Origin of the sequence: Bacillus sp. FSL M7-0307 (genome assembly GCF_038627835.1) — a bacterium.
In the GTDB taxonomy this organism is placed as follows: Bacteria; Bacillota; Bacilli; order Bacillales; family Bacillaceae; genus Bacillus; species Bacillus altitudinis.
Genome location: NZ_CP152023.1, coordinates 443,212 through 468,431, shown reverse-complemented (window position 1 = coordinate 468,431; position 25,220 = coordinate 443,212). Strand labels below are relative to the sequence as shown.

Sequence of the window (25,220 nt, the reverse complement as noted above, 5' to 3'; positions counted from 1 at the left end):
TCATTGGAATTTCACAACTTTTAAATGGTCACTTCTTGTTTCCTCTACTTAAATCGAATAGGCTTATATTGATCAAACATTCAAGAAACGTCTGCGCAGACATGACACAGAAAAAGTGAACCATCTTGCTATTTGTTTCGTTTACCTTTTAGAGTGGGCGGTACAATAGAAAGAGCGGTTTTTCTGTGACTCACAGTTTACTGCCGCTTTCTTTCTGATACATGAGACATTTTCATAGGTAGAAAGGCGGTTATTCACATTGTTGAAATATAGTAAGTGGCTTCTGCTGCTCATCTTCATGTTCTCCTTTTTCATGCCAAAAGAAGCATTTGCTCATGCATATGTGGTGAGCTCAAATCCAGTAGCAAATGAAGAGCTGGATCAGCAGCCTTCTGCAGTCTCGATCACCTTTAGTGAAGGAATCGAAAGCGGATTTCATGCCATTAAGGTGTTTAATGCAAAAGGGGATCGTGTGGATCAAGGAGATACGGTCATCAAAGAGCAAAAGATCATGGAAGCAGCTTTAAAAAAGAATTTACCAAAAGGCATTTACACCATTCAGTGGAATGCGGTATCAGCCGATGGGCACTCTGTGTCTGGCATGATTCCATTTAGTATCGGAAAAGCGGATGGAGGATTTGATCAATTAGATCAAGGACAATCAAGTGAATCCATTGATATGGCTTCAACCATTGACAAAGCCTTTCTGTATACGTCATTTAGCTTATTTCTTGGAACCATTTTATTTGGGCTTCTATGGTTTAAAGCGCCCATAACCGACGTTTTAGCCCGGCGAATGAAGCGACTTTTGACTGTTTCACTGATCATGATGGGCGGAGCACTCTTGTTCCAGCTGCCGATTCAAACAAAATCAGCGGCAGACGTGTCCTTTTTAGGGGCATTTCAACCATCGCTTTTACAAGAAACCATTGCGTCGACTTCGGGTGGGAGTCTGTGGATGATGCTAATGGCGTCATTTGTTCTACTGACGATCTGGACAATTGTGGCGATGAAAAAAGGAAACTTCACTTCCTTCCGGGTATGGCTGTTTCCACTGCTCATTTTCATCGTGCTTCTTTGGCTGAAAGCACAAATCGGTCATCCAGCCGCTACAGATAATAAAATACTGACAACGTCACTTGATTTCATTCATCTCATTTCTGCATCTATTTGGGTCGGCGGCTTAACAGCCATTGTCCTTCTTTTGATGAAGAAACTGCCGAATGAAGATCAGCCGCTCATACGCAGCACCCTGACAGCTTTTCATCCGTGGGCACTGCTCTCAGTTGGACTGATTGTGTTTTCTGGGTTTGTGAATGCGATTTTTATTCTGCAATCATTTGATGCCCTTTTCCAATCAGCTTATGGACGCACCTTCTTAATCAAACTTGGTTTATTTATCATCATGGGTCTCCTTGGGCTCGTCCATTATTTGATGCTGAGATGGGAAAAGAAGCAGAAACGAAACGTATCTTTACGAGCAGAGTGGATCATTGGGATCGCTATTTTACTATTAACAGCCGTATTCACCAATATCCCAAGCCCTCCGCCGCCTGCACCAGAGCCATTCTTTGGAGCCAATCAGGTGGAGCATCGTGACCTTGTGTCTTTGAGCATTACCCCGAATGCTCCAGGTAAAAACACGTTCGAGGTGGCATTTACGAAGAAGGATGGACAAACGATCACAGACATTCAATCTGTGACAGCTAAGATCCACAAAGTCTCCTTGTTCGGTGATGAAACGCCAAACGAATTTCAGCTGCAGCGATTAAAGAATGGACACTTCTCGGCTGAAAACCTCTTACTAAATGAAAAAGGCACTTGGAAAATTGAGATTCATGCATTAACTGGTTCTTTTGACAACATCGATACGACATTCATTAGAAGAAACTAAAAGGAGTTCATATCATATGAAAAAATACGTTAAAGCTTTATTACCAATGCTTCTCGCTTCATTTTTACTGGCGATTCCTGTGAGTGCACACGTGACAGTCAAACCTGATACATCTGCAACGAATGCTTGGGAAACCTATACGTTAAAAGTACCTTCTGAAAGCGACAGTCCGACAACAAAGGTTGTCATCACGATGCCTAAAGGCGTAGAATTCCAGCAATACGAGCCAGTGCCTGGCTGGAAAACAACAACTGAAGAGAAAAACGGAAAAGTCACAAGAGTCACTTGGGAAGCAACTGGCGATGGTGTCCTTGCTGGCCAGTTCCAGCAATTCGTGTTTGTCGCAAAAAACCCTGAAAAAGCCAGCGAAGCGGCATGGGATGCCTATCAATATTACAAGGATGGAACAGTAGTTGAATGGACTGGCGACAAGGACGCTGATAAGCCTCATTCGATCACAAACATTGTTGCGTCTAATACCGTAACGGATTCACATGGTCAAGAAAAACCAAAAGAAGAAAAGGCATCTGAAACAGCCTCTGCTTCTTCTTCACCACTTGTTCTTGGTCTGTCCATTGCAGGCTTAGTTGTGGCATTGATTGCACTTGGACTTACTTTTAGAAAGAAATAAACCTTACATGAGCGATCGTTTTTTCAAGCGGTCGCTTTTTATTTTCCCAACCTATCATTTCCAATATAGGATTGAATAGGATACTTGTGCGTGCCATAATGAGACACATGACCACCTAGGAGGCTATGAGATGAACCATCTAATCATATTTGCTCATCCCCAGCAAAGCTTAAATCAAACCCTATTAGATCTTGTTGTAAGCACTCTTTTGAACAATGGTCATCATGTGACGGTTCGTGATGTGTATAGCATTGGCTTTCCGCCAGAGCTGACAACAGCAGAAAAGGTTGCCATGAGAAACGGACATGTGCCGGCACCGGTTCAAAGAGAGCAGAAGCTGATTCAACAAGCTGATGTCCTCACGTTTATCTTTCCAATATGGTGGACAGGCTTGCCGGCGATGCTAAAGGGTTATGTGGAGCGCGTTTTTTCAGAGGGGTTTGCGTATGAGATCAATGAAAACGGAGTTGTGAAAAATCTGCTTCGAGACAAAAAAGGGGTCATTATTAATACGCATGATGCACCGAGGACCTTTCTTGATTCAAATATGATCATCACCCCCAGCCATCACATGACGACAGATACAGCCGCCTTCGATCTGATCGGCGTTGAGCCAGTCGAACGGCTCTTGTTCAGCAGCATGGAACAAGCATCTGCAGACGACATCCACGAGATTCTCAAAGAAACAAAAGAAACGGTGGATCAACTTTTCCCACCGGCTGTTTAACATAAAAAAGACTGCCGAGGCTTCTCGGACAGTCTTTTTCACATGTTATTCGTCTAAACCAATTGACACATATTTTGTTTCTAAATAAGGCTCGATGCCTTCGATGCCGCCTTCACGGCCAATACCGCTCTCTTTCATACCGCCGAAAGGTGCCTGCACGGCGGATGGTCCCCCGTCATTCCAGCCAATAATCCCGTAATCTAGATTCTCAGATATATAGAGACCATTGCGGTAATTCTCTGTAAAGAAATAAGCCGCAAGTCCAAAAGGTGTATCATTTGCTAATTCAATGGCTTCATCTAAAGTGCTAAATGTCGTAATTGGTGCAACTGGACCAAACGTCTCTTCATGCATAATGTTCATGGAAGGGTCGACATGAGTTAGCACCGTCGGCTGAACAAAATAATACGACTTCTCATCGTCAAAATGTGTATCGCCGCCGACAAGAACTTTCGCCCCTTTATCCACAGCATCTTGAATTTGGTCGACAATTTTATTAAAGCCTCGCTTATTAATAATTGGTCCGATGGACGTTCCTTCCTCAAACCCATTTCCTACTTTCAGCTTTTCCACTTCTTTGCTAAAGCTTTGCGCAAATGCTTCATGAATTTCTTCATGGACGATTAATCGGTTGGCACAAACACAGGTCTGGCCTGCATTACGGAATTTAGATGCCACTGCTTGTTTCACAGCCAATTCAAGGTTGGCGTCCTTATCTACGATCAGCGGGGCATGACCGCCAAGTTCCATAGAAACGTGTTTCACTGTGCTCGCACTGTTTTTGATGAGATGTTTTCCAACTGGTGTTGAGCCAGTAAACGTGATCTTGCGGATCAATGGACTATCTGTGAAGATTTCCCCCACTTCTTTTCCATCTCCAATCACCCATTGCAAGGCATCCTCTGGAATTCCGGCTTCATGGCCTAATTTCACAAGCTCAATGGCCGTAAGCGGCGTGTCTTCAGCAGGTTTCACGATAAACGTACAGCCCGCCGCAAGCGCTGGTGCCGCCTTCCTTGTAATCATCGCCGCAGGGAAATTCCACGGTGTAATGGCCGCAACAGGACCGACTGGCTGCTTTGTGACAAATAGGCGTTTGTTTGTCGTATGAGACGGGATCGTTCTGCCGTAAATCCGCTTTGCTTCCTCCGCGTACCATTCAATATATCCAGCGGCATAGACGATTTCCCCTAATGCTTCTTGATACGGCTTCCCGTTTTCTTCTGTGATGATTTTTGCAAGCCTTTCTTTATGCTCAATCATGAGATCAAACCACTTGCGAATGATATTTGCACGTTCATGGGCTGACGTTTTTGCCCATGTTTTGAATGCTTTGTGTGAGCGAGTGATCGCATCTTCAATCTGTTCTTTTGTATGCTGAGCAACTGAGGCAATTTCTTCTCCGGTTGCAGGATTATACACTTTGAGTTCGTTTGTCATGCTCTACCTTCTCCTTCGTTCTTGGATTCATTACATATAGTATATACCCAATGAGTGCCCAACCTAAAAGCAATATCCATTCAGCTGGCCATGATAAGGAAGCCGGCATCCCAGGAAAATAAAATGAAAGAAAAAGGAAACTAAGGCCAATGGCTAAAACGCCGGTCGTCCGCCAATATTTAATGCGGTATGGACGCTCAAGCTCAGGTTCTGTCTTGCGAAGTTTCATAAAGGCAATGGACACAATCAAATACCCAACGATGATGCCCACACCGCCTGCATTGACAATCCACACGAGGGCAGGGCGGCCAAGTAATGGTGCAAAAAAGGCCAATGCACCTAAGAACAAAATGGCATTTGTCGGTGTTTTATACTTCGGATGAATATACGCAAACCATTTGGAAATCATGCCTCTTTCCGCCATTGCATAGAGGATACGGCTTGCACCAATGATAAAAGCATTCCAGCTCGTCACAATGCCTGCTACACCACCAATGACAAGCACAGTTCCAAACGCCTGATGACCAAGAAGCTGTACCATGGCATCTGCTGTTGCTAGTGATGAAGCCTCAAGCTGACCTTTTGACAACCCTGCCGCTACTCCAAAGACAATGAGCAGATAAAATACAACCGCACTCACAATGGAGATAATCAAAATTCTCCCGATGATCTTCTTCGGTGCGTTAATCTCCGCCGCTACCTGCGGGATGACATCAAACCCAACGAATAAAAAGGGAATCATCACTAACACAGCCATCAGACCGCCAACCCCGCCTTGAAACATCGGCTCAAGGTTTGCAAAATCTCCATTAAATGTAGCTCCGCCTAATAGAAGAAAACCTGTCAGGATAATGGCCACTGTGAACACCGATTGAAAAATAGCAGCAGGCTTTGCGCCAATGTAGTTCAGAGCTGTTAAAAACAACGCACCGCCAGATCCAATCAATACCCATGTAAAGTAAACATCCCATCCTCCTATATTCCATAGGAAACCAACATGCTGTGTTGGAATGACATAGTCAATGACTGTCGGAAGTGCGACAGCTTCAAACGTAATCACGGACACATAACCGAACAATACGCCCCATGCGGAGACAAACGCTGATTTGATCCCAAATGCCCGCTGGACAAAGACGAGTCCTCCGCCTGTTTCTGGAATCGCAGAGGAAAGCTCTGCATACGTTAGTCCAATAAAGATGACGAGAATGCCCCCTATGACAAAGGCAATCACACTTCCTAAAAATCCAGCTGTTAAAATCCAATCTCCCGAAAGTACAACCCAGCCCCAGCCAAGCATTGCACCAATGGATAAAAACAGTACGTCTGACTGCGACATGGTTTTAGCCATTTGTTGTTTTTGCATACAACCATCCCCCTTTGTTGTTTAGCGTGCTGTGAAGGCGTCTTCGATGATCCCTAGTCCTTCTTGCAGCAGCTCATCTGTGATGACAAGTGGTGTTAAAAAGCGAATAATATTCCCATTGATCCCTGCCGTTAATAAGAGTAGTCCGTGCTTGTTTGCATAGGCTGCAATCGCTGCGGCTGTCTTCTTATCTGGTGTACGCGTTTTTTGATCTTCCACAATTTCAATGGCCGCCATTGCCCCTAATCGCCGGACTTCCCCGATGAATGAGTACTTACTTCTCCACTCATTCGCTTTGTCCTCAATGACTTGTCCAATGTGTTCAGATCGTTCATTCAGTTGTTCTGTTTCTATAATATCTAGTACAGCCAAAGCTGCAACACAGCCTAATGGACTGCCAGCATACGTTCCCCCTAGCTCCCCTGGGTCCGCTGCATCCAGTAATTCTTTTCTGCCAACGACACCGCTCAGCGGCAGGCCAGCTGCAAGTGATTTTGACACAGTGATTAAGTCTGGCACCACATCGAAGTGTTCAATCGCAAAGTATTTCCCTGTTCTTGCGAATCCTGTTTGGATCTCATCTGCCACGAATACGATCCCATGCTGCTGGCAGAATGAAGCGACGTGTTGTACAAAACGCTTCGATGGTACAATGAATCCGCCCTCCCCTTGGACTGGCTCCATGACCACACAAGCGACCGTTTCTGGTGCAACGGTTGCGACAAAGAATTGATTGAACTGATCAATGATGTATTCGTCGTAGGCTGCATCGCTTAATCCTTCAGGTTTTTGATAGTAATAAGGATACGGCGCTTGATAGACCTCTGATGCAAATGGGCCGAATCCAAATTTATAAGGCTTGACCTTGCTTGTCATGCTCATCGTCATATTCGTTCTTCCGTGGAACCCTCTTGTAAATGAGACAACCGCTTGTCTTTTCGTATATTTACGGGCAATTTTCACTGCATTTTCAACTGCTTCTGCACCTGAATTTAAGAAAATGGCTTTTTTGTCGTGGTCGCCTGGTGTGAGGTGGCATAGCTTTTCTGCTAATTCGATATAGGATTCGTACATCATGACATTAAATCCTGGGTGAATCAGGCTGTCTGCCTGCGCTTTGACTGCTTCCACAACCTTTGGATGGGAGTGTCCTACATTTAATGTACCGATGGCCCCTGCAAAATCGATAAAACGATTGCCGTCGATATCGAAAAGCTCGGCTCCCTTCCCTTTCGCTGCAAGATGACGGTTGCCATTACTTACGCCTCTTGCGACGTATTGATCTCTTTTCCCCTGCCATTCCTCTGTTGAAAAACGGTTTGTTGTCGTTTGACTCATTGTCATCCATCCCCTTTATGTCTTTTTTATTATTCTGAATATTTTTTGGTATGATAGAAAGTACCAATATCATTTTTTTCATGGTACCAGAGAGGATGACATGGCGAGATGCTGACAATTCAACTAGATCAATCAGGGGAAAACGGATTTATTTATCATCAAATTTATACAAAAATTAAAGAGGAAATTTTAAACCGCAACCTGCAGCCGCACGATCAATTACCGTCTAAACGAGAGTTAGCCGATACCTTAAATGTCAGCGTCAATTCAGTGAATGGCGCCTATCAACAACTGCTTGCCGAAGGATATTTATATTCAGTTGAACGGAAAGGTTTTTTTGTGGAATCACTTGAAACATTTCATGAATCAGGTCAACTGAAACCCTCTTCCCTTCCAGCGGATTTAAAAGAGAATTCGATTGAGCGAAATGACTGGTATTCCTTTTCACATATTTCTGTTGATACAGCCAATTTTCCTTTTAAAAGTTGGCTGAAAAGTGAACAAAAAGCGATTCATCTCCACCAAGAAGCCTTTGGTGAGCTGCCGCACCCACAAGGCGTCTATGAGCTGCGGGAAACGATTGCCCGGCTAATTGGACTTGCACGAGGGGTCAAATGCTACCCTGAGCAGCTCATTTTAAGTGCGGGTACACAGTCGCTCATTCATTCGCTATCAAGCATTCTTCCAGCTGATCAAATATACGGATTAGAAAACCCCGGCTACCGCAGACTGTATCAAATGCTGAAAAACAATCATCACCGGATTGAAACGATTGGCATTGATCGAAAAGGGGTGCGGATGAGCGATATTCAGAAGAAAGAGCCAAATGTGTTGATCATTACGCCTTCTCATCAGTTCCCAACAGGGGTGATCATGCCGATTTCCCGGCGGATACAGCTGTTAAACTGGGCAGCTGATCAGCCAGATCGCTATATCATTGAGGACGATTATGACAGTGAATTTAAGTACGGCACAGACAGCATACCGGCGCTGCAGAGCCTTGACCGCTATGACAAAGTCATTTATATGGGGACCTTTTCGAAATCATTGCTGCCCGGCTTAAGGATCAGTTACATGGTGCTACCGCAGCATTTATTAAGACGCTATAAGGAAGAACAGCACTTTTTCATCCAAACGGCCAACCTTTTTACACAATACACCCTTCTTTATTTTATAAAAGATGGCGCCTATCAGCGGCATATTAAAAGAATGAATGGGCTATACGAGGAAAAACGAAAACAGCTCATTGGAGAGCTCGACACTGTCTTTTGTGACAACGTACGGATTATCGGGGAAAATGCAGGGCTACATTTTATCGCAGAATTCCGCTCAGATCGTACGCAGCATGAGATTTTACAGCGTGCCAAAGACCGAAAGCTGAAAATGTACGGGATGGACCGTTTTACCCTTGATGAGCATGTGCCTGGTCACAAAGAAGGCTTTGTCCCGCTTGTCCTCGGTTTCTCTCATATGCGACCAGAGGATATTAAGCCAGCGGTGAAACGCCTGTATGACTCGATTTATGGGAAATGAAACAGCTCATGTAGATGAATCGTGGCACTCCTTTGACGGAACTATACCCATAGAGGAGTGTTACGATCACATTCTTTCATAAACGTAATAGTTGATGTGAATATTTTTTTCTAGCAATTTCACGAGTGTTTGAAGGCTTTTTAAGTTTGTTGGCAGTAACGCAATACCATCTCCCTGTTCAACAATTTTGATCATTCCTTCAAACGAATCTAACTCAAATAGGGTTCGATCACCCAGCATACGCGTGGCCTCATGTCTTAATGGGCAAAGCTGATCACGATTCACGACCAATGAGATATCATCATCGTATATTTCTTTAGATTTTCCATACACGTTCAATGCCAAGCTCTTTACCTCTTTTAATTGATATTCCGGTTTTTCCATTTGATTAAAAGAAATAATTTGATCATACACATCCTCTGTTAACTTTTTGTTGATCGTACTTGATGAAGCAATGATAAAATCAGTGGCTTGAATATCCTCTAAAACTCGTTGCTCGTATAAAACGTTAAATAGAAGTTCAGAGCATAAAACGTTCTTTTTCTTTGAAGTCAATTTTTGTTGAATGGACTTCGTTTCTTTTACGATTTTTTGAGCGTATTGATAAAATAAATCTCCCTGTCCTGTTGAACTGATTCCATGATGATGCCGGATAAAAAATGTTGAATCATATAAAGTTTCAAGCGCTTTGATTCTTTGAGAAATATTGGATTGCGCATACCCTAAAGCTTTAGCCGCTTGATTAATCGATTCTTTTTGATACACCTCTATAAAAATAATCAAATCATTTATATTCATCATGATCACCTATCACTTTTTGTGATAACAATAACACAAATATGTATTATTCAACTGGTTTGAAGTCCATTATGATGGCTATTGAAAGGGAGTGTTTCAATGCATGCCATGCAATATCATGTGGATCTGCCTGCGGATTATGATATGAATATCATTAGAAAAAGAGTACGAAACAATGGATGGAAAACAGATGGATATCAGGATTTATTATTTAAAGCTTATTTGATCACTGAAAAAGACAAACATAGGAGTTTACACAACAGCTATTGCCCATTGTATATTTGGAAACAATCTGAGGGGATGACGGATTTTGTGTTTAAGGGGTCATTTGATCATATTTTACGTTCTTTTGGCTGGAAACAAATTAATATTGGCATCACGTATTCCGTTCATTTAACAGATGATTTTCATCGTAGCACATTCGTTCTTGAAGAGTATGTGACGATTCATCCTACTGATTGCCTGGAAAACCTAGATATCTCCCATCTCTTTTCCCATTTTAACGACAATAAGGGTGAAGTCATCGTATATAACCCCGATAAATGGAAATGCGTCAAATATTCTTTTCTGGACTCATTACCAGAGAATATAGAGCAGCAGATTCACATTTATGACATTGTCCATCTGTCTATGGCTCATTCAATGGCCTAATTCCGTTTTACACGAGACGCATCACAAATCCCCAAGGTTACAATGCCTTGGGGATTTGTCATTTGTTGATGCAAGATTCTCTTACCACCGCTCCTTGTCTACAGCTAATACGGATGACAAGAGGCCTGGAAAAGCGGTATCAATGTCATCCTTTCTGAGAGAGTAGTAACGGTGCTTCCCGTCAATTCTCACTTTCACGATGCCTGCCTCTCTTAGTACTTTAAAGTGATGCGACAGCGTGGACTTGGCAATGTTCATATGATACGTACCGCATGTTCTCTCACCCGCTTCCGCTAAGCAGCGGACAATCTCCAGCCGAACAGGGTCAGCCAATGCTTGCAGCACAGAAATGAGTCTCATGTTTTCTTGGGTTGGATGGTTTGGATTATTCATACGATAAATGTATCGTATTTTGTTCTAACATACAATCTCGTTACTCGCCTATGACAAAAAAGACACAGGGCTAAAATCAAGTTCATTTTAGCCCTGTGTCAACAATCGGATACATGTCATTGAGACATGTATTTTTTTAAGTTCATTTTCTTGTCATGTGCCATTGGTTTTGTTATCATAGCAAAAGTGACCACTCGGTTTCCATTGTGACCATATGGTTTTGCCGATTCGGAAAGGACTTATGAAGATGAACGAAAAGCAAGAAGAGATTTTGCGGGTGTCGAAGAAATTATTTTCTCAAAAAGGCTATATGAGTGTCTCCATGCAGTCAATTGCTGATGCCTGTAAAATATCAAAAGCGTCTATTTATAAACTGTTTGACTCAAAGGAAGCTCTTCTATTGGAACTGATTAAATACAATCAGCGCAAAATGAGAGAGATTTCTCAGATCATTCATTCCGAAACGACGCTGTCCAAAAAGGAAAAATTCACAAAAAAGATTAAGCTTGAGCTTGAAGAGTTTAAAGAGAATCATAAATTTTTGAATATGCTGTCCTTTGAAGCCTTTTCACAGCATTCGCCCATCGTCATTAAGCATTTACGTGAGACACGCTCCATTATCATGCAGCGGCACAGAGACATGATTTTAAGCACATATGGTGAATCTGTTGCGCCTTATGTGTGGGATCTTGTAATTGTCCTCAACGGATTAATGAGAGAATTCATCTTGATGTTGGCGATTGAGCACAAGAACATCCAATTAGAAAATGCCGCCGAAATGATCATCGGTGTGATGGACCGTGTATCAATAAAGCCTTGCTCCATTGAGCCTGTGCTAACAGATCAGCTGATGGACTCTTATTTGCTTTCCACACAGGAAGAATATGATGAAGAAAAGCTTGTCATCTCGTACTTAACAAAGATGAAACAAGAGCTTCACACACTCTCAAATGGAGAAGAAAAGGACGATCTCCTCTCTGCGTTTGAACTGCTGAGTCAAGAACTGTCAAAGGACCAACCGAGAACCTTTTTAATCAGCTCATTGCTTGATTATTTAGGCAAACACAGCGTTTTATCACAAAACGTGTCACAGCTGAAAAGCATTATTTTATAGATAAAGAAGGGATAATATGAACCAATCAACAACATCGTATAACCGGTCTGTGATTGTTGGGATTTTCCTCGTTGGGGCGTTCGTTGCAATCTTAAACCAAACGCTTCTCATTCCAGCGATCCCACATATCATGGAAGAGTTCAATATTGATGTCAGTAAAGGTCAATGGCTGACCACAGCCTTTATGCTGACAAACGGGATTCTCATCCCAATTACGGCCTTTTTAATTGAGAAATTTTCAAGCCGTTCCTTAGTCTTAACGGCTCTTAGCATTTTTACAGCAGGTACCATTCTTGCTTCGTTCGCCACGAATTTCCCGGTGCTACTTGCAGCACGTATCGTGCAGGCAGCTGGCGCAGGGATTTTGATGCCGCTCATGCAAACGATCTTTTTAACCATTTTCCCAAAAGAAAAACGCGGGCAAGCCATGGGTATGGTCGGACTAGTGATTTCATTCGCACCGGCGCTTGGACCAACACTTGGCGGCTGGATTGTCGATTCCTTTAGCTGGAAGTTCTTATTCTATATTGTTCTACCAATCGGTATCATTGATCTCATTCTTGCTTTCTTCTTAATGAAAAATGTCACACAGCAAAGAGACACTCGTATCGATGTCTTATCGGTTATCCTGTCTTCCTTCGGATTTGGCGGACTGCTGTACGGATTTTCAAGTGTTGGAACGTATGGCTGGACGAGTGCGACCGTTCTTATTTCACTCATTGTCGGCGCTGTGAGCTTGTTCTTCTTTATCCTGCGTCAGTCGAATTTGAAAAGACCGATGCTTGAGTTTGGCGTCTTTAAGTTTGCGATCTTTAGCTTAACGACCTTCCTCGGTATGCTCGTCTTTGCTTTACTGATTGGAACAGAGACGATTCTGCCGCTCTATACGCAGAATGTCAGAGGGTTATCTGCCCTTGATACAGGGCTGATCTTATTGCCAGGGGCTCTCTTTATGGGATTCCTATCACCGATTATCGGACGAATTTTTGACAAAGTAGGCGGTAAAGGGCTGGCTCTAGGCGGGTTTACGATATTAGCTGTCACTTCCCTGCCATTTATGATGCTCAGTCTTGATTCATCGATTACCCTCATTACAGTGGCCTACACGCTTCGCTTAATCGGGGTTGGGATGATCATGATGCCGCTGACAACAGCCGGTATTAACTCGTTACCACCACATTTGATTCCGCACGGGACAGCAATGAATAATACGATGAGACAAATGGGCGGCTCTATCGGGACGGCTGTGCTTGTCTCCATTATGAGCAGCTCTGCTGCCAATGCAGCATTATCCGATCCAATGAAGTCAGCCGTTCATGGCATGAATACGTCATTTATCGTGTCTGGTGCTATTGCGGTGATTGGACTTGTCCTCTCATTCTTCTTAAAAGAAAAACGTAAAAACAAAGTGATGAAGCAGGAGCTATCTTCTTCGTCCTCTTCTTCATAAAGACAAAGAGCTCGGCATATCGCCGGCTCTTTTTTCATATATTCACACATAACGTCCTCCTCAAAAATACATTTGTTCATATAGAGAAGAAAAACCTTGATAATTTGAAGAAAAGAGTTGATAATAGAAACTATTCAATTTGTGAGAAAATTTTTACTATAGGAGATGTATGCATTGAAGGTCGTTAAATTTGGTGGCAGTTCTCTTGCTTCTGGCAAGCAGCTGCAAAAGGTATTTGACATTGTCACAGCAGATCCAGCTCGAAAAGCAGTCGTTGTTTCCGCACCAGGAAAACGGCATTCAACGGATACGAAGGTCACCGATCTATTAATTAGCTGCGGTGAACAATATTTACGTTTAGGTGAAGCACACGATTTACAAGAAGCTGTCATCGAGCGATATGCCTCGATTGCGGATGAGCTGGGGTTAGGTGATGACATTATTGACATCATCCGGCAAGATGTAAACACGTTATTACAGGCTGATTCTTCTCATCCTGAGCGTTATCTTGATGCGATTAAAGCAAGCGGTGAAGATAATAACGCAAAGCTGATTGCAGCCTACTTTCAGCATCAAGGTGTCGAAGCGCACTATGTGAATCCAAAAGAAGCCGGTCTATTTGTCAGCGACGAGCCTGGTCAAGCGCAAGTCCTTCCAGAATCGTATGATCATTTATACAAATTAAGAGAACGCTCTGGCATCATTGTGTTCCCTGGGTTTTTCGGTTTTAGTCTAGCGGGTGATATCGTCACTTTTTCCCGCAGTGGATCAGACATTACCGGTTCCATTTTGGCAAATGGACTGAAGGCAGATGTGTATGAAAACTTTACGGATGTGGATGCAGTCTATGCCGTCAATCCAACAATCGTTCATGAGCCAAAGGAAATCACAGAGCTGACGTATCGTGAAATGCGTGAATTGTCCTATGCGGGTTTTTCTGTATTTCATGATGAAGCACTTATTCCAGCCTTTCGGGCAGGTATTCCTGTTCAGATTAAGAACACCAATAATCCAGCGGCCAAAGGCACGAAAATTGTGAATCAACGGGATCATACGAATGGCCCTGTTGTGGGAATCGCATCAGACAATGGATTTTGCAGTATTTATATCAGTAAGTATTTGATGAACCGAGAAGTGGGCTTTGGACGTAAGGTACTGCAAACGTTAGAGGAATATGGACTTACGTATGAACACGTCCCTTCTGGCATTGATGATATGACCATTATTTTAAGGCAGGATCAGCTGGAGGAGCAGCAGATTGAACAAGAGCTTTTAGACCGATTAAAGCTTGTACTTGATGCAGATGAAGTGGTTTTAGAGCGGAACCTCTCGCTTATTATGGTCGTAGGAGAAGCGATGCGTCATAATGTTGGTACAACAGCAAGAGCGGCAAAAGCGCTGTCAAAAGCCAAAGTGAATATTGAAATGATCAATCAAGGCTCTTCAGAGGTGAGCATGATGTTTGGCGTCAAAGCAGCTCAAGAAAAAGAAGCCGTTCAAGCCTTATATGAGGAATTTTTCTCTATGTCCACGGTGCCCGTCTCCATTTAATCAGCAGACTGTCAGATCTCCGGATCGGCAGTCTTTTTGATCTCGCATGATTCGAGCTGATTTGCGCATTAAAGTATATCTATTTCTCGTTTGATTTTGTATGATAGAGACAAATCAACTATTGTTCCGGACATTGATCGGAGCTACAAGGAGTCCTAATCCATGCCTCGTCAACAACTATTAAAACAGTTTCGCAATTTTCATGATGCTTCTACAAGTATTTTAAACATGATGAGTCAATTCATTCATGTGAATACACTGTTTATTGCTAAAAATGATCAAAACACCAATCAGATTGTGAAGGTGCTAAATCACGACGAGCAGCTTCTTGAAGAAGGGGAAGAAAATCCTTACGAGAAGACATTTTGCAAGCTGGCGGTCGATCATCGCGATACGCTGTTGATCCCTGATATCCGCTTGGACGAGCGTTCAAAAAACTTAGACGTCACGAAACAGCTGCAAGGCGGATCATTTATTGGGGTTCCCATCGATTTTACTGATGGTACGAACTATGGAACCATTTGTGGACTTGATCTAAGGCCGCAGCAATTTACAGAAGAGCATGTTCATATGTTTGAAACGATGGCATCTTTGTTGAGTTACGTCTTAGAACTCGACCAGGCCAATCGGCAGATTCAGCAATTATCTGTACCGATCGTACCTGTTGTTGACGGTGTCGCTGTGCTCCCTCTTCTTGGTGATATCGAAGAGACACGTGCGCAGCATATTTTAGAAACCATTTTACAGGAAAGCTACAGGCTGTCGCTCTCTCATTTGGTCATTGATGTTTCAGGGACAAAACGACTCAATGAACAAAGCATTCAATACTTGGTCAGCTATGCGCAAACGTTAAGACTTTTAGGCATTTCAGCTGTTTTAACAGGGATTAAGCAAGACCTTGCGCTGAGTGCGATTCAATCGAATATTTCATTTAAAGACATCACCATTCGTAAGGATTTACCGCAAGCACTTGCTCATATTGGCTTAACGTTCTCCAAAACAGAATAAGTGATGATACACCAAAAAGGGCTAAACCGAGTTTAGCCCTTTTTCTGCTTTTCAGCGTGATAGAAAACCTTTGCAGTTTAGGAAAGACGAGTACCGGCGCGGAGCGAATTTCGCATTCGTGAGCACCGGCACGCAGGACTGACACCGAATGCGAGGGTTTGTCTACACGCTGAGGCTAAACGGAGTTTAGCCCTTTTCTTGTGGTAGCGGTAAACGAATGATAAATGTTGTTCCCTTATGTTTTTCGCTTTTTAAATCGATATGTCCTTCATGCAAGTCCACAAGCTGCTTGACAATAGACAAGCCAAGTCCGTATTCTCCATATGGTGTATTCGTTCTCGAAATATCCGCTTTATAAAAACGTTCCCAAATGTGTTTGACTTCTTCAGGTGCAATGCCGATTCCCGTGTCTTCTACTTCAATGATCGTTTCCCCATTCTCTTCTTTCCCTCTCAAAGAAATACGACCGCCTTCTGTAAATTGAATGGCGTTCTTTGTGATGTTGACGAGGATTTGAATGAGCCGGTCATAATCTGCGTACACCTTTTGTTCAGGGTGAACCTCTACAATGAGCTGATTGTTTTTCTCTTCAGCCATTCGGCTCAGCTGCTCCTTAATCACTTCAAACGTATCAATGAGTGGATAGTGAAATTTTTGAAGGGTGATTTGATTCGACCTGATTTTCTCATAATCCATATTTTCATTGACGAGACGCAGCATTCGTTTTGTCTCATCAGTGATGAGCGCATAGCATTTCTCTTTCTCTTCTGCCGGCACATCCGCAGTATTCAGCCATTCGACCAATCCTCGAATGGTCGTCAACGGTGTTTTCAATTCGTGAGACACATCCGCAATGAATTGTCGCCTACGCTTTTCGAGCCGGTCAATTTCCTCTCTTGATCGTTGGAGGCGTTTGGCCATCATATTAAAATCCTCACTGAGTGTACCAATTTCATCAAGGTGTTTGTTTTCAAGATTGATGTTGTAATCGCCTTGAGCGATCTTCTCTGTTGCCTCTCTCAGTTTTTTGATTCGGTTCACATGAAATTTAGACAAAAACAGACTGAGAATAAAGGTAATTGTCAGTGCCACAAACACGATGATATACAGATAACGATTCATCTGAGCAATCAGCTCTTCCGCTCCTTGGATAGGGGCAATGAGAACGACACCGCCTTTTAGCTCTCCGTCCTCCATCACAGGAAGTGCCACAAGCGATGCTTCTTGATCAAGACGGCGTGAATCACTCCGCTTGACAATGATTTGCTCTCCTTTTGAGAGCTTGGCCCATAAATCTTTTGTCAACAAAGCTTCATGCGGTGGCATCCCTTGCTGCTGAGACAAAACATCCCCTTTCTCATCAAACACGAAAAAGCGAATTTGTCTTGTCGAGAGAATATCTTCAAATGGACGCAGGCGGAAAACCATCTCGGTTTTTGGCAGCTGTTTAAAATTCTGCAAAATTTCATTCCCATAAGAACTCATTTCATCTACTCTGTTTTGATAGGCAATATCTTTTACAAAATGAGACATGAGGGTGCTGATAATAATGATGGCAATGAGCAATAACCCAAGGTGACTAATCAGCAACTGGTAAAAATATTTAATCTTCATCGAACTTATACCCTACGCCCCATACCGTATACAGAAAGGGCTTAGGTCCGTCTCCGATTTTTTGGCGCAACCGCTTAATATGAACATCAACCGTTCGTTCATCACCATAAAATTGGTATCCCCAAATTTGCTCAAGCAATTGTTCTCGTGAAAATACTTGCCGAGGATGCTGTATAAAAAAGCACAGCAAATCGTATTCCTTTGGCGTTAAATTTTCGATCCGTTTCCCCTCTAGAAACACTTCTCTCGTTTTTTTATCTAACTGAAAATGTTCGGTCTCCAGCCGTTTATCCTCTTTCGCTCCTTCTTGAGTAGATGTTGTTTGAGCAAAACGTCGTTTCACTGCTTTGATTCTTGCCATTAAGGTGAGCGGACTAAAGGGTTTTGTCACATAATCATCTGCCCCAAGATCGAAGCCCAGCACCTGATCAGATTCCGTTTCCTTTGCTGTCAGCATAATAATCGGAACATCACTAATCTGGCGGACTTTTTGACAAATGGTCAGACCATCCATTGAAGGAAGCATGACATCTAAGATGAGCAGATCCCAATCCTCCTCTTGCTTAAATCGATTCAATCCTTCTAATCCATCATGGACGAATTCCGCTTGAAATCCTTCTCGTTGAAAAAACATATCCGTCATTGTACAAACACTCTGGTTATCTTCAATCATTAATATTTTCATCATCAGCCTCCGCTGTTGCCTTTGTTTTTCTTTATGTAGCTTTATTTTACATGTTCCTTCTCAAATCTCAATTGGATTGATACGATTTCATGAACTTATCATGCTTTGGTCATCTTTTATTCATACTTTTTGATGGAGCTGGGTGTCGAGGTGAACCTCATTGATTTTTGTTATGAAAAAAAGCTCATCTTATTGATGAGCCCTTTTCCTTGTCATGCCAGCAGTTGCAAGTAAGCAGCGTCATTCCCCTCTTCAACCGCCTGTAAAAGCTGCTTTGCCTGAGATGTGCTGGTGACGCTGCTTAACTTTTGTATGATGTCTTCTGTCGATAACGCACAGCCTGGTGCTCCCCGAGGGATATCGACCCGTTTGCTGATGGTGGACCCGTCAGATAAGTTGAGCTTTACAATCGTAAATCGCCCTTTTGGCACTGCGTCTGGATGGGGTTTTATCGTTTGATCATATACTCTATTTACCCGCTTCATCCATGTCCGCAGCTCTGGTGAAATGGCTTTTTTCGTAAAAGCATCCAGTGATAAAGGTTGTCCAAACACCGCTAGTGCGATGACATACTCGACACTAAATCGTCCCTCTTCTCCCGTCAAAGGTGTCCGCTCCGTGAGTGCGGCATCTCCGCCAGGCGGAAACATGACGTCGACCTGTTCGATCTTCCCCTGTAAGGAAGAGTGTTCTTGTACTAATGACTCGATCGCATCGGCTGCATGATGCGCCGCTGAACAGAACGGATACACTTTAAACCATAGACCTGGTGACACGATACGCCACGCAGTGCCGTAGTCTTCTAGCATACGTCTTTCCGCTAGCTTCTGATCCCCATAGAGAGAAAAGAAGCCCAGCTCTCCATCCAGAAGCGATTCACTCCCGCCAAAACCTGAGCAAGCTAAATCCATGGACCATACGGCTGTTTTAGCGGCGAGGCCAGCTTGTAATGGTTTCATATCAGCCCCAAACTGCTTTCGCATTCCAGCTGATTGCGCACCTGCAAAGCCGATCGCTTTCGCCAGCTCTTTCTGTGAAACTTGTTTCAAATAACCAATCGCACAGACCGCTGCAATGGCTCCGAGAGTTCCGGTATTATGCCAGCCCCGCTCATAATGCGATTTGCCGATGGATTCACCTAGCCTTGCCATCACTTCGACGCCAGTAATGTAGGCTGCTAGAAATCGATCACCGTACGCCTCCCCGTTGGTCAGCTGGGAAAGCAAGGCCGGAATGATCACCGCACTTGGGTGTCCTCTCACATCAGAATGCACATCATCATAATCAAGGGCGTGAATCAGGTAGCCATTTAGCATGGCTGCTGCTTGGCGGCTGACCTTCTTCCCTTGTCCAATGACGGGAATTTGAGCCGCGCCGCCTTCTTGTTCCACCAGCGCCATGAGCTTCTGAATCCCTTCATCCTCTTTTGCAGCAAGCGCTGCTGCCGCAGCGTCTAACAGACCGTTTCGAGCCATTTGAACGGCCTGTTGATCTTGCAACGGATCAGCAGAAAGCACTGCCTCTGCGAGCTGTTTCGTTAGTTCCATGTTCTTAACTCCAACGCCCGAACCGCAAGCTCGGAGAAGAAAGCAGCAGCGACTGGGATTGCCTCTTCATTTAACGTAAAGGCAGGATGATGCCACTCCTCGGTACCGCTCGTCCCCATCCATACGAAAAAGCCTGGAATGCGCTCTTGGTAAAGAGCAAAGTCTTCTCCGCCTGGTGACTGCTCTGCCTCTACTACTGCGAGATCAAGCGCTCCTGCCGTTTCTTCCACAACCTTTGTCAAACGCTCGTCATTCATCACAGAAGGCAAATACGGATGCCATTTCACTTCTGCCTTTGCGCCAAACCCTTCTGCGATACCGCTCACGATTTGTTTCATGAGATCTGGAATCATCGCTCTCACTTCAGGTTCAAACGTCCGAACGGTCCCTTCCATCTCGACGCGATCAGGTATCACATTCCATGATGTGCCACCTTGAATACGTGTGATGCTGACAACCGCATGATGCAAAGAACTGATGCGGCGGCTGACAATTTGCTGTAGGGCGCTTGTGATCTGACCGCTGATGGCAATCGGATCAATTGTGTGATTTGGAATTCCAGCATGACCACCCGTTCCTTTAATGTCAATTTCAAACCGATCGACGCTCGCCATTAATGCTTTTTCTCTTATCCCGATGGTGCCAACTGGCAGGTTAGGTTTATTGTGCATACCAAATATCGCATCCACTCCATTTAAGACGCCCGCCTCTATGACGTGTTTCGCTCCTTGCGCCACTTCCTCAGCCGGCTGGAACAAAATGCGCACTGTTCCCTTGAGCTCATGTTTCCGTTCGTTTAATAGGACGGCCGCACCAAAAATCGAAGCGGTATGGAAATCATGGCCGCATGCATGCATTTTCCCTTGTATCTTTGAAGAAAATGGTTCACCAGATGCCTCTTCAATTGGAAGTGCGTCAATATCGGCTCTCAGAGCAATCGTTGGTCCCTCTTGTTCTCCTTTGATTTCACAAACGACTCCTGTTTGAAGATCTGGGAAATCGAGCACTGTGATCCCTTCCTCTTGTAACCAGCCTCGTAGTTTTTTTGTCGTTTCATACTCTTCAAATGCCAGCTCTGGATGCTCATGAAGCGCTCGGCGTATGTTAATTAAACGTTTGTTTAAAGCTTCATTTCCTAATGATTTCACTGATACTCACCCCTCTAAAGAGTAAAAAGCAGCTTATGCTTCTTCAGCCGCTGCTTCTTTTTGGATAAATCGTTTTGTTCGTTCATTCTTCGTTTCGTCAAATAGTTCGGTTGGCGTTCCCTGCTCAATGATATGACCATCTGCCATAAAAATCACATGATCTGCTACTTCTCTTGCAAACGCCATTTCATGTGTCACGATGATCATCGTTGTTTCTTGAATGGCAATGGATTTAATCACTTGAAGCACACCTGAGACAAGCTCTGGATCTAGTGCTGACGTTGGTTCATCCAGCAAAATCGCATGTGGATCGACCGCTAACGCACGGGCAATGCCGATCCGCTGCTGCTGACCGCCGGATAGTGTAACCGGATAGCTGTCCGCTTTTTGTTCTAGCCCTACTTGTTTCAATAGCTCCATGCCGATTTCATTTGCCTGCTGTTTGGTCATTTTTTTCGTCACAAGCAGTGACTCTGTAATGTTTTGCAAGGCTGTTTTGTTTTTGAATAAATTATAGTTTTGAAACACCATGGCCGTTTGCTGACGCAGGTGATGGGCTTCTTTACGTGTATATTTAGACGCATTCAGCTTCGCATCGCCAATTTCAATCGTGCCTTCGTCTGGAATTTCTAATAGATTTAGACAGCGCAGCAATGTTGATTTACCGGAGCCAGAAGGTCCGATAATGGCCACAACCTGCCCTTTTTGCACGTCGAGATTGATTCCGTCTAAGACGACAAGGTCGCCGAATGATTTTTTCAAATTGGTGAGCTTGATCATGTCCACACCTCCTTAATTCCGGTAAGGTTTGCTGATTTTTCGTTCAAATAGGTCTTGCAGGAAACTATAAATGATGGTGAGCACCCAATACACAATGCCAACCGCTAAATACGTTTCAAAGTACTTATAGTTGGCCGATGCAATCATTTTCCCTTGCGCAAACATTTCTGCCACCCCAATGGTAAAGGCAAGCGATGTTTCTTTTAAAAGACCAATAAAGGTATTCCCCGTCGCTGGAATGGCATTTCTGACGGCCTGCGGGAAAATAATTCTGACGTAAGACTGCCATCTTGTCATGCCGACAGATAAACAGGCCTCAAGCTGCCCTTCATCCACTGAATTAAGAGCCGCTCTAAAAATTTCTGCTAAGTACGCTGAGTTTTTAATACTTAAACCGATAATGACCGCTGTTAGAGCATCCATTGAGGTCATCGCAGGGAATAGCTGCGGAAGACCAAAATAAATGAGAAAGAGCTGAACCAAAGTTGGAACCGCTCTGAAAAAAGAAATATACAGCTTGGCAAATTGGTATAAGACAGGTATCCGGTTTTTCGTTATAAGCGCGAATACCACACCAATGATAATGGCAAATACCATGGAGACAATCGCCATGAAGATCGTTATCGGCAAGTATTGAATCAAGGTTGGAAAAACCGTCACCATATACTGCCAATCAATGTGATTCATGTCTGCTTTTCACCGCCGCTGTTGTTATTTTTTAATCGGCACTGTGACATCGTCTTTGAAATATTTCTCAGACAATTTCTTCAGTGTTCCGTCTTCTCTTAATTCTTTGATCGCTTTATTGAATTCTTCTCTTAGCTTGTCGTGCTTTTCATCTTTGGCAAATGGGTAGCCGACTTCTTCATATACGATTGGGTTGCCGACGATTTTGAGTGGAAGTCCTGTTTTTTCAATTTGAGCTAACAAGACACTGCGTCCGTTGACGTAAGCATCTACACGGCCATTTGCAACTTCATTTAAGACACCGTCTTGTGTTTCATATGTTTTGATGTTGATTTTCTTGTCTGGGTCTTTGCTCTCTAGGTTTTTGGCATGGTTTGAGCCAAGAACAGCCGCCACCGTTTTTCCTTTTAAGTCGTCAAGTCCTTTAATGTCCTTGTTGTCCTTCTTGACAATGATTTGTGTTCCTGCGTATGCATACGTATCTGTAAAGTTGAACGTTTGTTTACGCTCATCTGTAATCGCAACTTGGTTTGATACGGTATCCAGCTTACCAGATGTCAGCTGTCCCATCAGTCCGCTGAATTCACTCAGCTGCCAGTCTAGTTTGTAGCCTAGTTTTTTCGCAATGGCTTCTGTGACTTCGACATCAAATCCTACTAGTTTGCCGTTTTCTTTATAAGCAAATGGATAGCTTTGGCCTGTAGCGCCCACTTTAAGCACTTTTTCGTCTTTGCCTTCACTCTGATTGCCCCCGCCGCATGCTGCTAACACCGCAAGCATTGCCGCAAATAAAACAACTAGCCACTTTTTGTTTTTCATGTTCGTACACCCTTCTTTCCTCTTATGGTTGTGTAATATCTGATCTTAATTGTTTTTTAAAGTAAATGGTGATATGACCTTTGCCTAAATCCTTTTCACCTGCTCTGACATAGCCTTTACGCTCATACATGTCCATGAGCCACGGATGCTTATCAGCTGTCCCGAGAGAGACATACGGTACCTTTAGTGTGTCCCTTAGCACTTCCGTTTCAACCCACTCAAGCAAGGCTGAGCCTGTGCCTTTTTTTGCCGCTGGTTCTGAAGCAAACCACCATATATGCGGAACGCCGAATGGTCCTGGCTGTTCTCCCCAAGGCATACGGAGTGATAAGGTGGAGAGAAGCTCTCCGTTTTCTTCCAATACATAGCAAAGGTTCTTTTGTACATTTTTCTGAACGAGGGCGACATCTGCATGTGCTGCTTGGAACTGGATGCCGAGCTCACGAATCGGCTCATAGGCTCTTGTTGTCAGTTCAAGCAGCGCTTCTATATCTTCCTCAGTTGCCAGACGAAACGTATATCCCAACGTTAGTCACCTCACCTTTATGTCGTGTAGCGATTTTTTGGCTGTTTTAATCCGAGATTTTCTCGTAAAGTTTGTCCTGTGTATTCTGTTTTGAACAGGCCTCTTTCCTGAAGGATCGGAACGACGCGATCTACGAAGGCATCAAGTCCTTCTGGCAATAATGGCGGCATCACGTTAAAACCGTCGGCTGCTTCCTCAACGAGCCATGTCTCCATCACATCTGCTAGCTGCTCTGGTGTTCCAATGAAGATATGGTGCCCACGGGAACCTGCAACAGATTGGTAGAGCTGGCGAATGGTCAGGTTGTCCTTTCTCGCCATATTCATCACAAGGTCAAAGCGGCTTTTCACGGCATTTGATGCGCTTGGATCAATCTCTGGAAGCGGTCCGTCTAGTGGATACTGCGAAAGATCAATACCCCCTAAGTAGTTTTGTAAAATGCTAAGGCCGATCTCTGGAACAATCAGCTCTTGTAATTCTTCATACTTCGCTTTTGCCTCTTCTACTGTATCGGCAATGATTGGGAAGATGCCCGGCATGATGCTGACATCCTCTCTAGCTCGTCCAGCAGCCTCTACTTTCCCCTTCAAGCTTTGGTAAAATTCCTTCGCTTTGTCGAGATCGTTTTGTGCCGTAAAAATAAGCTCAGCCGTTTTAGCCGCAAGCTTTTGACCATCTTCAGAAGACCCTGCTTGAATGATCACCGGCTGTCCTTGAGGGGTGCGTGATACGTTAAGCGGACCCCGTACTGAGAAGAATTCACCTTTGTGCTGCAGCTCATGAAGCTTACTAGACTCAAAGAATTCTCCTGTTTCTTGGTTTCTGACAAGTGCGTCCTCTTCCCAAGAATCCCACAGACCTTTGACGACATCGACGAATTCTTCAGCTCGCTCGTATCGTTTGTGGTGCGCTAAATGCTCTTCTCCGCTAAAATTTTTCGCTGTTTCTTCAATAGAAGATGTGACCACATTCCATGCCGCTCGTCCGCCTGATAAATGATCGAGTGAGGCAAACTGTCTCGCTATATGGAATGGCTCACTGTATGTAGTTGATGCTGTTGCTGCTAAACCAATTGTTGAGGTAGACTCTGCAATCGAAGAAAGCAGGGTGAGCGGTTCAAATCTCGTTAATACATTTGGATGAGATGTATGATTAATTGATAAGCTGTCGGCTAAAAAGAGCAAATCCAGCTTCCCTTCCTCTGCCTTTTTCGCTAATTGTTTAAAGTAATCAAGATTCATGGCTGCGTCTGGTACTGCTTTCGGATGTCTCCAAGAGGCGACATGATGTCCAGTTCCTGCGATGAATACGCCTAGCTTGAGCTTCCGTTTCGGCTGTGACACTTGTTCTTCATCCTTTCTATATCTTCCTGTATCAAGCAGTTCTTTTTACAAGATACATTTTTCTGATTGAATTAATCGGTTTTATCCATAAAAAAAGGGCAAATGTTGTGAAAAATGAAAAATAATTATTACTATATGCCCTTTTTACATGATTGTCAACCGCCTTCTGAACCTCCAAAA

The 25,220-nt window shown here is 43.7% G+C and carries 23 protein-coding genes; 9 read left to right on the top strand and 14 right to left on the bottom strand.

Annotated elements, in window-relative coordinates:
- Positions 1-259: 259 nt before the first annotated feature.
- The 3 genes from MHI41_RS02220 (at position 260) to MHI41_RS02210 (ending at position 3,252) form a co-directional block, all read left to right on the top strand.
- Complete coding sequence (locus tag MHI41_RS02220) at positions 260-1,894, top strand: copper resistance protein CopC (protein ID WP_342494499.1); 1,635 nt, start codon at positions 260-262, stop codon at positions 1,892-1,894.
- A 16-nt stretch (positions 1,895-1,910) separates the two neighbouring features.
- On the top strand, positions 1,911-2,525 hold the full coding sequence (locus MHI41_RS02215; protein ID WP_008347220.1) for a DUF1775 domain-containing protein: 615 nt from the start codon (positions 1,911-1,913) through the stop codon (positions 2,523-2,525).
- Positions 2,526-2,655: 130 nt separating this feature from the next.
- A complete protein-coding gene (locus MHI41_RS02210; protein ID WP_008347224.1) occupies positions 2,656-3,252 on the top strand; it encodes an NAD(P)H-dependent oxidoreductase in 597 nt (198 codons plus the stop codon).
- A 45-nt stretch (positions 3,253-3,297) separates the two neighbouring features.
- Here MHI41_RS02210 and MHI41_RS02205 read toward each other — a convergent pair whose 3' ends face one another.
- Genes MHI41_RS02205 through gabT form a run of 3 tightly spaced genes read right to left on the bottom strand, consistent with a single transcriptional unit; the run spans position 3,298 to position 7,393 of the window.
- Positions 3,298-4,692 (bottom strand): NAD-dependent succinate-semialdehyde dehydrogenase, encoded by a 1,395-nt coding sequence (locus MHI41_RS02205; RefSeq protein ID WP_017358511.1) that lies wholly within the window; start codon positions 4,690-4,692, stop codon positions 3,298-3,300.
- Complete coding sequence (locus MHI41_RS02200; RefSeq protein ID WP_008347228.1) at positions 4,667-6,055, bottom strand: APC family permease; 1,389 nt, start codon at positions 6,053-6,055, stop codon at positions 4,667-4,669. The genes MHI41_RS02205 and MHI41_RS02200 overlap by 26 nt, the downstream gene beginning before the upstream one ends.
- Positions 6,056-6,076: 21 nt before the next feature.
- On the bottom strand, positions 6,077-7,393 hold the full coding sequence (gene gabT / locus MHI41_RS02195) for a 4-aminobutyrate--2-oxoglutarate transaminase (RefSeq protein ID WP_008347230.1): 1,317 nt from the start codon (positions 7,391-7,393) through the stop codon (positions 6,077-6,079).
- A 108-nt stretch (positions 7,394-7,501) separates the two neighbouring features.
- Here gabT and MHI41_RS02190 point away from each other — a divergent pair, with 108 nt between their 5' ends.
- Positions 7,502-8,926 (top strand): PLP-dependent aminotransferase family protein, encoded by a 1,425-nt coding sequence (locus MHI41_RS02190; RefSeq protein ID WP_017358514.1) that lies wholly within the window; start codon positions 7,502-7,504, stop codon positions 8,924-8,926.
- Positions 8,927-8,992: 66 nt separating this feature from the next.
- Here the strand turns inward: MHI41_RS02190 and MHI41_RS02185 are convergent, their stop codons facing one another.
- Positions 8,993-9,724 carry a LysR family transcriptional regulator gene (locus tag MHI41_RS02185; protein ID WP_342494498.1) on the bottom strand — a complete coding sequence of 244 codons (732 nt, stop codon included), beginning with the start codon at positions 9,722-9,724 and terminating at the stop codon, positions 8,993-8,995.
- A gap of 99 nt (positions 9,725-9,823) precedes the next feature.
- On the opposite strand from MHI41_RS02185, the gene MHI41_RS02180 reads away from it, so the two are divergent.
- Positions 9,824-10,375 carry a DUF4865 family protein gene (locus MHI41_RS02180; protein WP_342494497.1) on the top strand — a complete coding sequence of 184 codons (552 nt, stop codon included), beginning with the start codon at positions 9,824-9,826 and terminating at the stop codon, positions 10,373-10,375.
- Between the two features lie 81 nt (positions 10,376-10,456).
- Here the strand turns inward: MHI41_RS02180 and MHI41_RS02175 are convergent, their stop codons facing one another.
- Positions 10,457-10,768 carry a metalloregulator ArsR/SmtB family transcription factor gene (locus MHI41_RS02175; protein WP_007498144.1) on the bottom strand — a complete coding sequence of 104 codons (312 nt, stop codon included), beginning with the start codon at positions 10,766-10,768 and terminating at the stop codon, positions 10,457-10,459.
- Positions 10,769-11,015: 247 nt separating this feature from the next.
- Between MHI41_RS02175 and MHI41_RS02170 the strand changes: the two genes are divergently transcribed.
- From MHI41_RS02170 to MHI41_RS02155, 4 genes are all read left to right on the top strand, one after another.
- Positions 11,016-11,882, top strand: coding sequence for a TetR family transcriptional regulator (locus MHI41_RS02170; RefSeq protein ID WP_255836170.1), 867 nt, complete (start codon positions 11,016-11,018; stop codon positions 11,880-11,882).
- A 16-nt stretch (positions 11,883-11,898) separates the two neighbouring features.
- Positions 11,899-13,332, top strand: a complete 1,434-nt coding sequence (locus tag MHI41_RS02165) for an MDR family MFS transporter (protein ID WP_007498149.1) — start codon at positions 11,899-11,901, stop codon at positions 13,330-13,332.
- Between the two features lie 174 nt (positions 13,333-13,506).
- Positions 13,507-14,883, top strand: a complete 1,377-nt coding sequence (locus tag MHI41_RS02160; RefSeq protein ID WP_050826948.1) for an aspartate kinase — start codon at positions 13,507-13,509, stop codon at positions 14,881-14,883.
- A gap of 162 nt (positions 14,884-15,045) precedes the next feature.
- Complete coding sequence (locus MHI41_RS02155; protein ID WP_008347249.1) at positions 15,046-15,891, top strand: GAF domain-containing protein; 846 nt, start codon at positions 15,046-15,048, stop codon at positions 15,889-15,891.
- A 186-nt stretch (positions 15,892-16,077) separates the two neighbouring features.
- Here the strand turns inward: MHI41_RS02155 and MHI41_RS02150 are convergent, their stop codons facing one another.
- The 9 genes from MHI41_RS02150 to MHI41_RS02110 form a co-directional block, all read right to left on the bottom strand.
- On the bottom strand, positions 16,078-17,505 hold the full coding sequence (locus MHI41_RS02150) for a HAMP domain-containing sensor histidine kinase (RefSeq protein WP_073414892.1): 1,428 nt from the start codon (positions 17,503-17,505) through the stop codon (positions 16,078-16,080).
- A complete protein-coding gene (locus tag MHI41_RS02145) occupies positions 17,495-18,190 on the bottom strand; it encodes a response regulator transcription factor (protein ID WP_144740451.1) in 696 nt (231 codons plus the stop codon). Before MHI41_RS02145 ends, MHI41_RS02150 begins: the two co-directional genes overlap by 11 nt.
- A gap of 212 nt (positions 18,191-18,402) precedes the next feature.
- Positions 18,403-19,737: an MmgE/PrpD family protein gene (locus MHI41_RS02140; protein ID WP_342494496.1), complete on the bottom strand. Its 1,335-nt coding sequence runs from the start codon at positions 19,735-19,737 to the stop codon at positions 18,403-18,405.
- Positions 19,728-20,885, bottom strand: coding sequence for an amidohydrolase (locus MHI41_RS02135; RefSeq protein ID WP_113747489.1), 1,158 nt, complete (start codon positions 20,883-20,885; stop codon positions 19,728-19,730). Before MHI41_RS02135 ends, MHI41_RS02140 begins: the two co-directional genes overlap by 10 nt.
- Before the next feature lie 33 nt (positions 20,886-20,918).
- Positions 20,919-21,665 carry an amino acid ABC transporter ATP-binding protein gene (locus MHI41_RS02130; RefSeq protein WP_342494495.1) on the bottom strand — a complete coding sequence of 249 codons (747 nt, stop codon included), beginning with the start codon at positions 21,663-21,665 and terminating at the stop codon, positions 20,919-20,921.
- 12 nt (positions 21,666-21,677) lie between these two features.
- Positions 21,678-22,352, bottom strand: coding sequence for an amino acid ABC transporter permease (locus MHI41_RS02125; RefSeq protein ID WP_007498163.1), 675 nt, complete (start codon positions 22,350-22,352; stop codon positions 21,678-21,680).
- A 24-nt stretch (positions 22,353-22,376) separates the two neighbouring features.
- Entirely contained in the window at positions 22,377-23,171 is a 795-nt protein-coding gene (locus MHI41_RS02120; RefSeq protein ID WP_008347268.1) for an amino acid ABC transporter substrate-binding protein, read from the bottom strand.
- 22 nt (positions 23,172-23,193) lie between these two features.
- Positions 23,194-23,697: a GNAT family N-acetyltransferase gene (locus MHI41_RS02115; protein WP_057078517.1), complete on the bottom strand. Its 504-nt coding sequence runs from the start codon at positions 23,695-23,697 to the stop codon at positions 23,194-23,196.
- 17 nt (positions 23,698-23,714) lie between these two features.
- Positions 23,715-25,040: an LLM class flavin-dependent oxidoreductase gene (locus tag MHI41_RS02110; RefSeq protein ID WP_060832081.1), complete on the bottom strand. Its 1,326-nt coding sequence runs from the start codon at positions 25,038-25,040 to the stop codon at positions 23,715-23,717.
- Positions 25,041-25,220 lie beyond the last annotated feature (180 nt).

Bases quoted from the DNA above. Each gene is read 5' to 3' on its own strand.
- MHI41_RS02215 (WP_008347220.1), top strand. From the start codon at position 1,911: ATGAAAAAATACGTTAAAGCTTTATTACCAATGCTTCTCGCTTCATTT.
- MHI41_RS02210 (WP_008347224.1), top strand. From the start codon at position 2,656: ATGAACCATCTAATCATATTTGCTCATCCCCAGCAAAGCTTAAATCAA.
- MHI41_RS02205 (WP_017358511.1), bottom strand. From the start codon at position 4,692: ATGACAAACGAACTCAAAGTGTATAATCCTGCAACCGGAGAAGAAATT.
- MHI41_RS02200 (WP_008347228.1), bottom strand. From the start codon at position 6,055: ATGCAAAAACAACAAATGGCTAAAACCATGTCGCAGTCAGACGTACTG.
- gabT (WP_008347230.1), bottom strand. From the start codon at position 7,393: ATGAGTCAAACGACAACAAACCGTTTTTCAACAGAGGAATGGCAGGGG.
- MHI41_RS02190 (WP_017358514.1), top strand. From the start codon at position 7,502: ATGCTGACAATTCAACTAGATCAATCAGGGGAAAACGGATTTATTTAT.
- MHI41_RS02185 (WP_342494498.1), bottom strand. From the start codon at position 9,724: ATGAATATAAATGATTTGATTATTTTTATAGAGGTGTATCAAAAAGAA.
- MHI41_RS02180 (WP_342494497.1), top strand. From the start codon at position 9,824: ATGCATGCCATGCAATATCATGTGGATCTGCCTGCGGATTATGATATG.
- MHI41_RS02175 (WP_007498144.1), bottom strand. From the start codon at position 10,768: ATGAATAATCCAAACCATCCAACCCAAGAAAACATGAGACTCATTTCT.
- MHI41_RS02170 (WP_255836170.1), top strand. From the start codon at position 11,016: ATGAACGAAAAGCAAGAAGAGATTTTGCGGGTGTCGAAGAAATTATTT.
- MHI41_RS02165 (WP_007498149.1), top strand. From the start codon at position 11,899: ATGAACCAATCAACAACATCGTATAACCGGTCTGTGATTGTTGGGATT.
- MHI41_RS02155 (WP_008347249.1), top strand. From the start codon at position 15,046: ATGCCTCGTCAACAACTATTAAAACAGTTTCGCAATTTTCATGATGCT.
- MHI41_RS02150 (WP_073414892.1), bottom strand. From the start codon at position 17,505: ATGAAGATTAAATATTTTTACCAGTTGCTGATTAGTCACCTTGGGTTA.
- MHI41_RS02145 (WP_144740451.1), bottom strand. From the start codon at position 18,190: ATGAAAATATTAATGATTGAAGATAACCAGAGTGTTTGTACAATGACG.
- MHI41_RS02140 (WP_342494496.1), bottom strand. From the start codon at position 19,737: ATGGAACTAACGAAACAGCTCGCAGAGGCAGTGCTTTCTGCTGATCCG.
- MHI41_RS02130 (WP_342494495.1), bottom strand. From the start codon at position 21,665: ATGATCAAGCTCACCAATTTGAAAAAATCATTCGGCGACCTTGTCGTC.
- MHI41_RS02125 (WP_007498163.1), bottom strand. From the start codon at position 22,352: ATGAATCACATTGATTGGCAGTATATGGTGACGGTTTTTCCAACCTTG.
- MHI41_RS02120 (WP_008347268.1), bottom strand. From the start codon at position 23,171: ATGAAAAACAAAAAGTGGCTAGTTGTTTTATTTGCGGCAATGCTTGCG.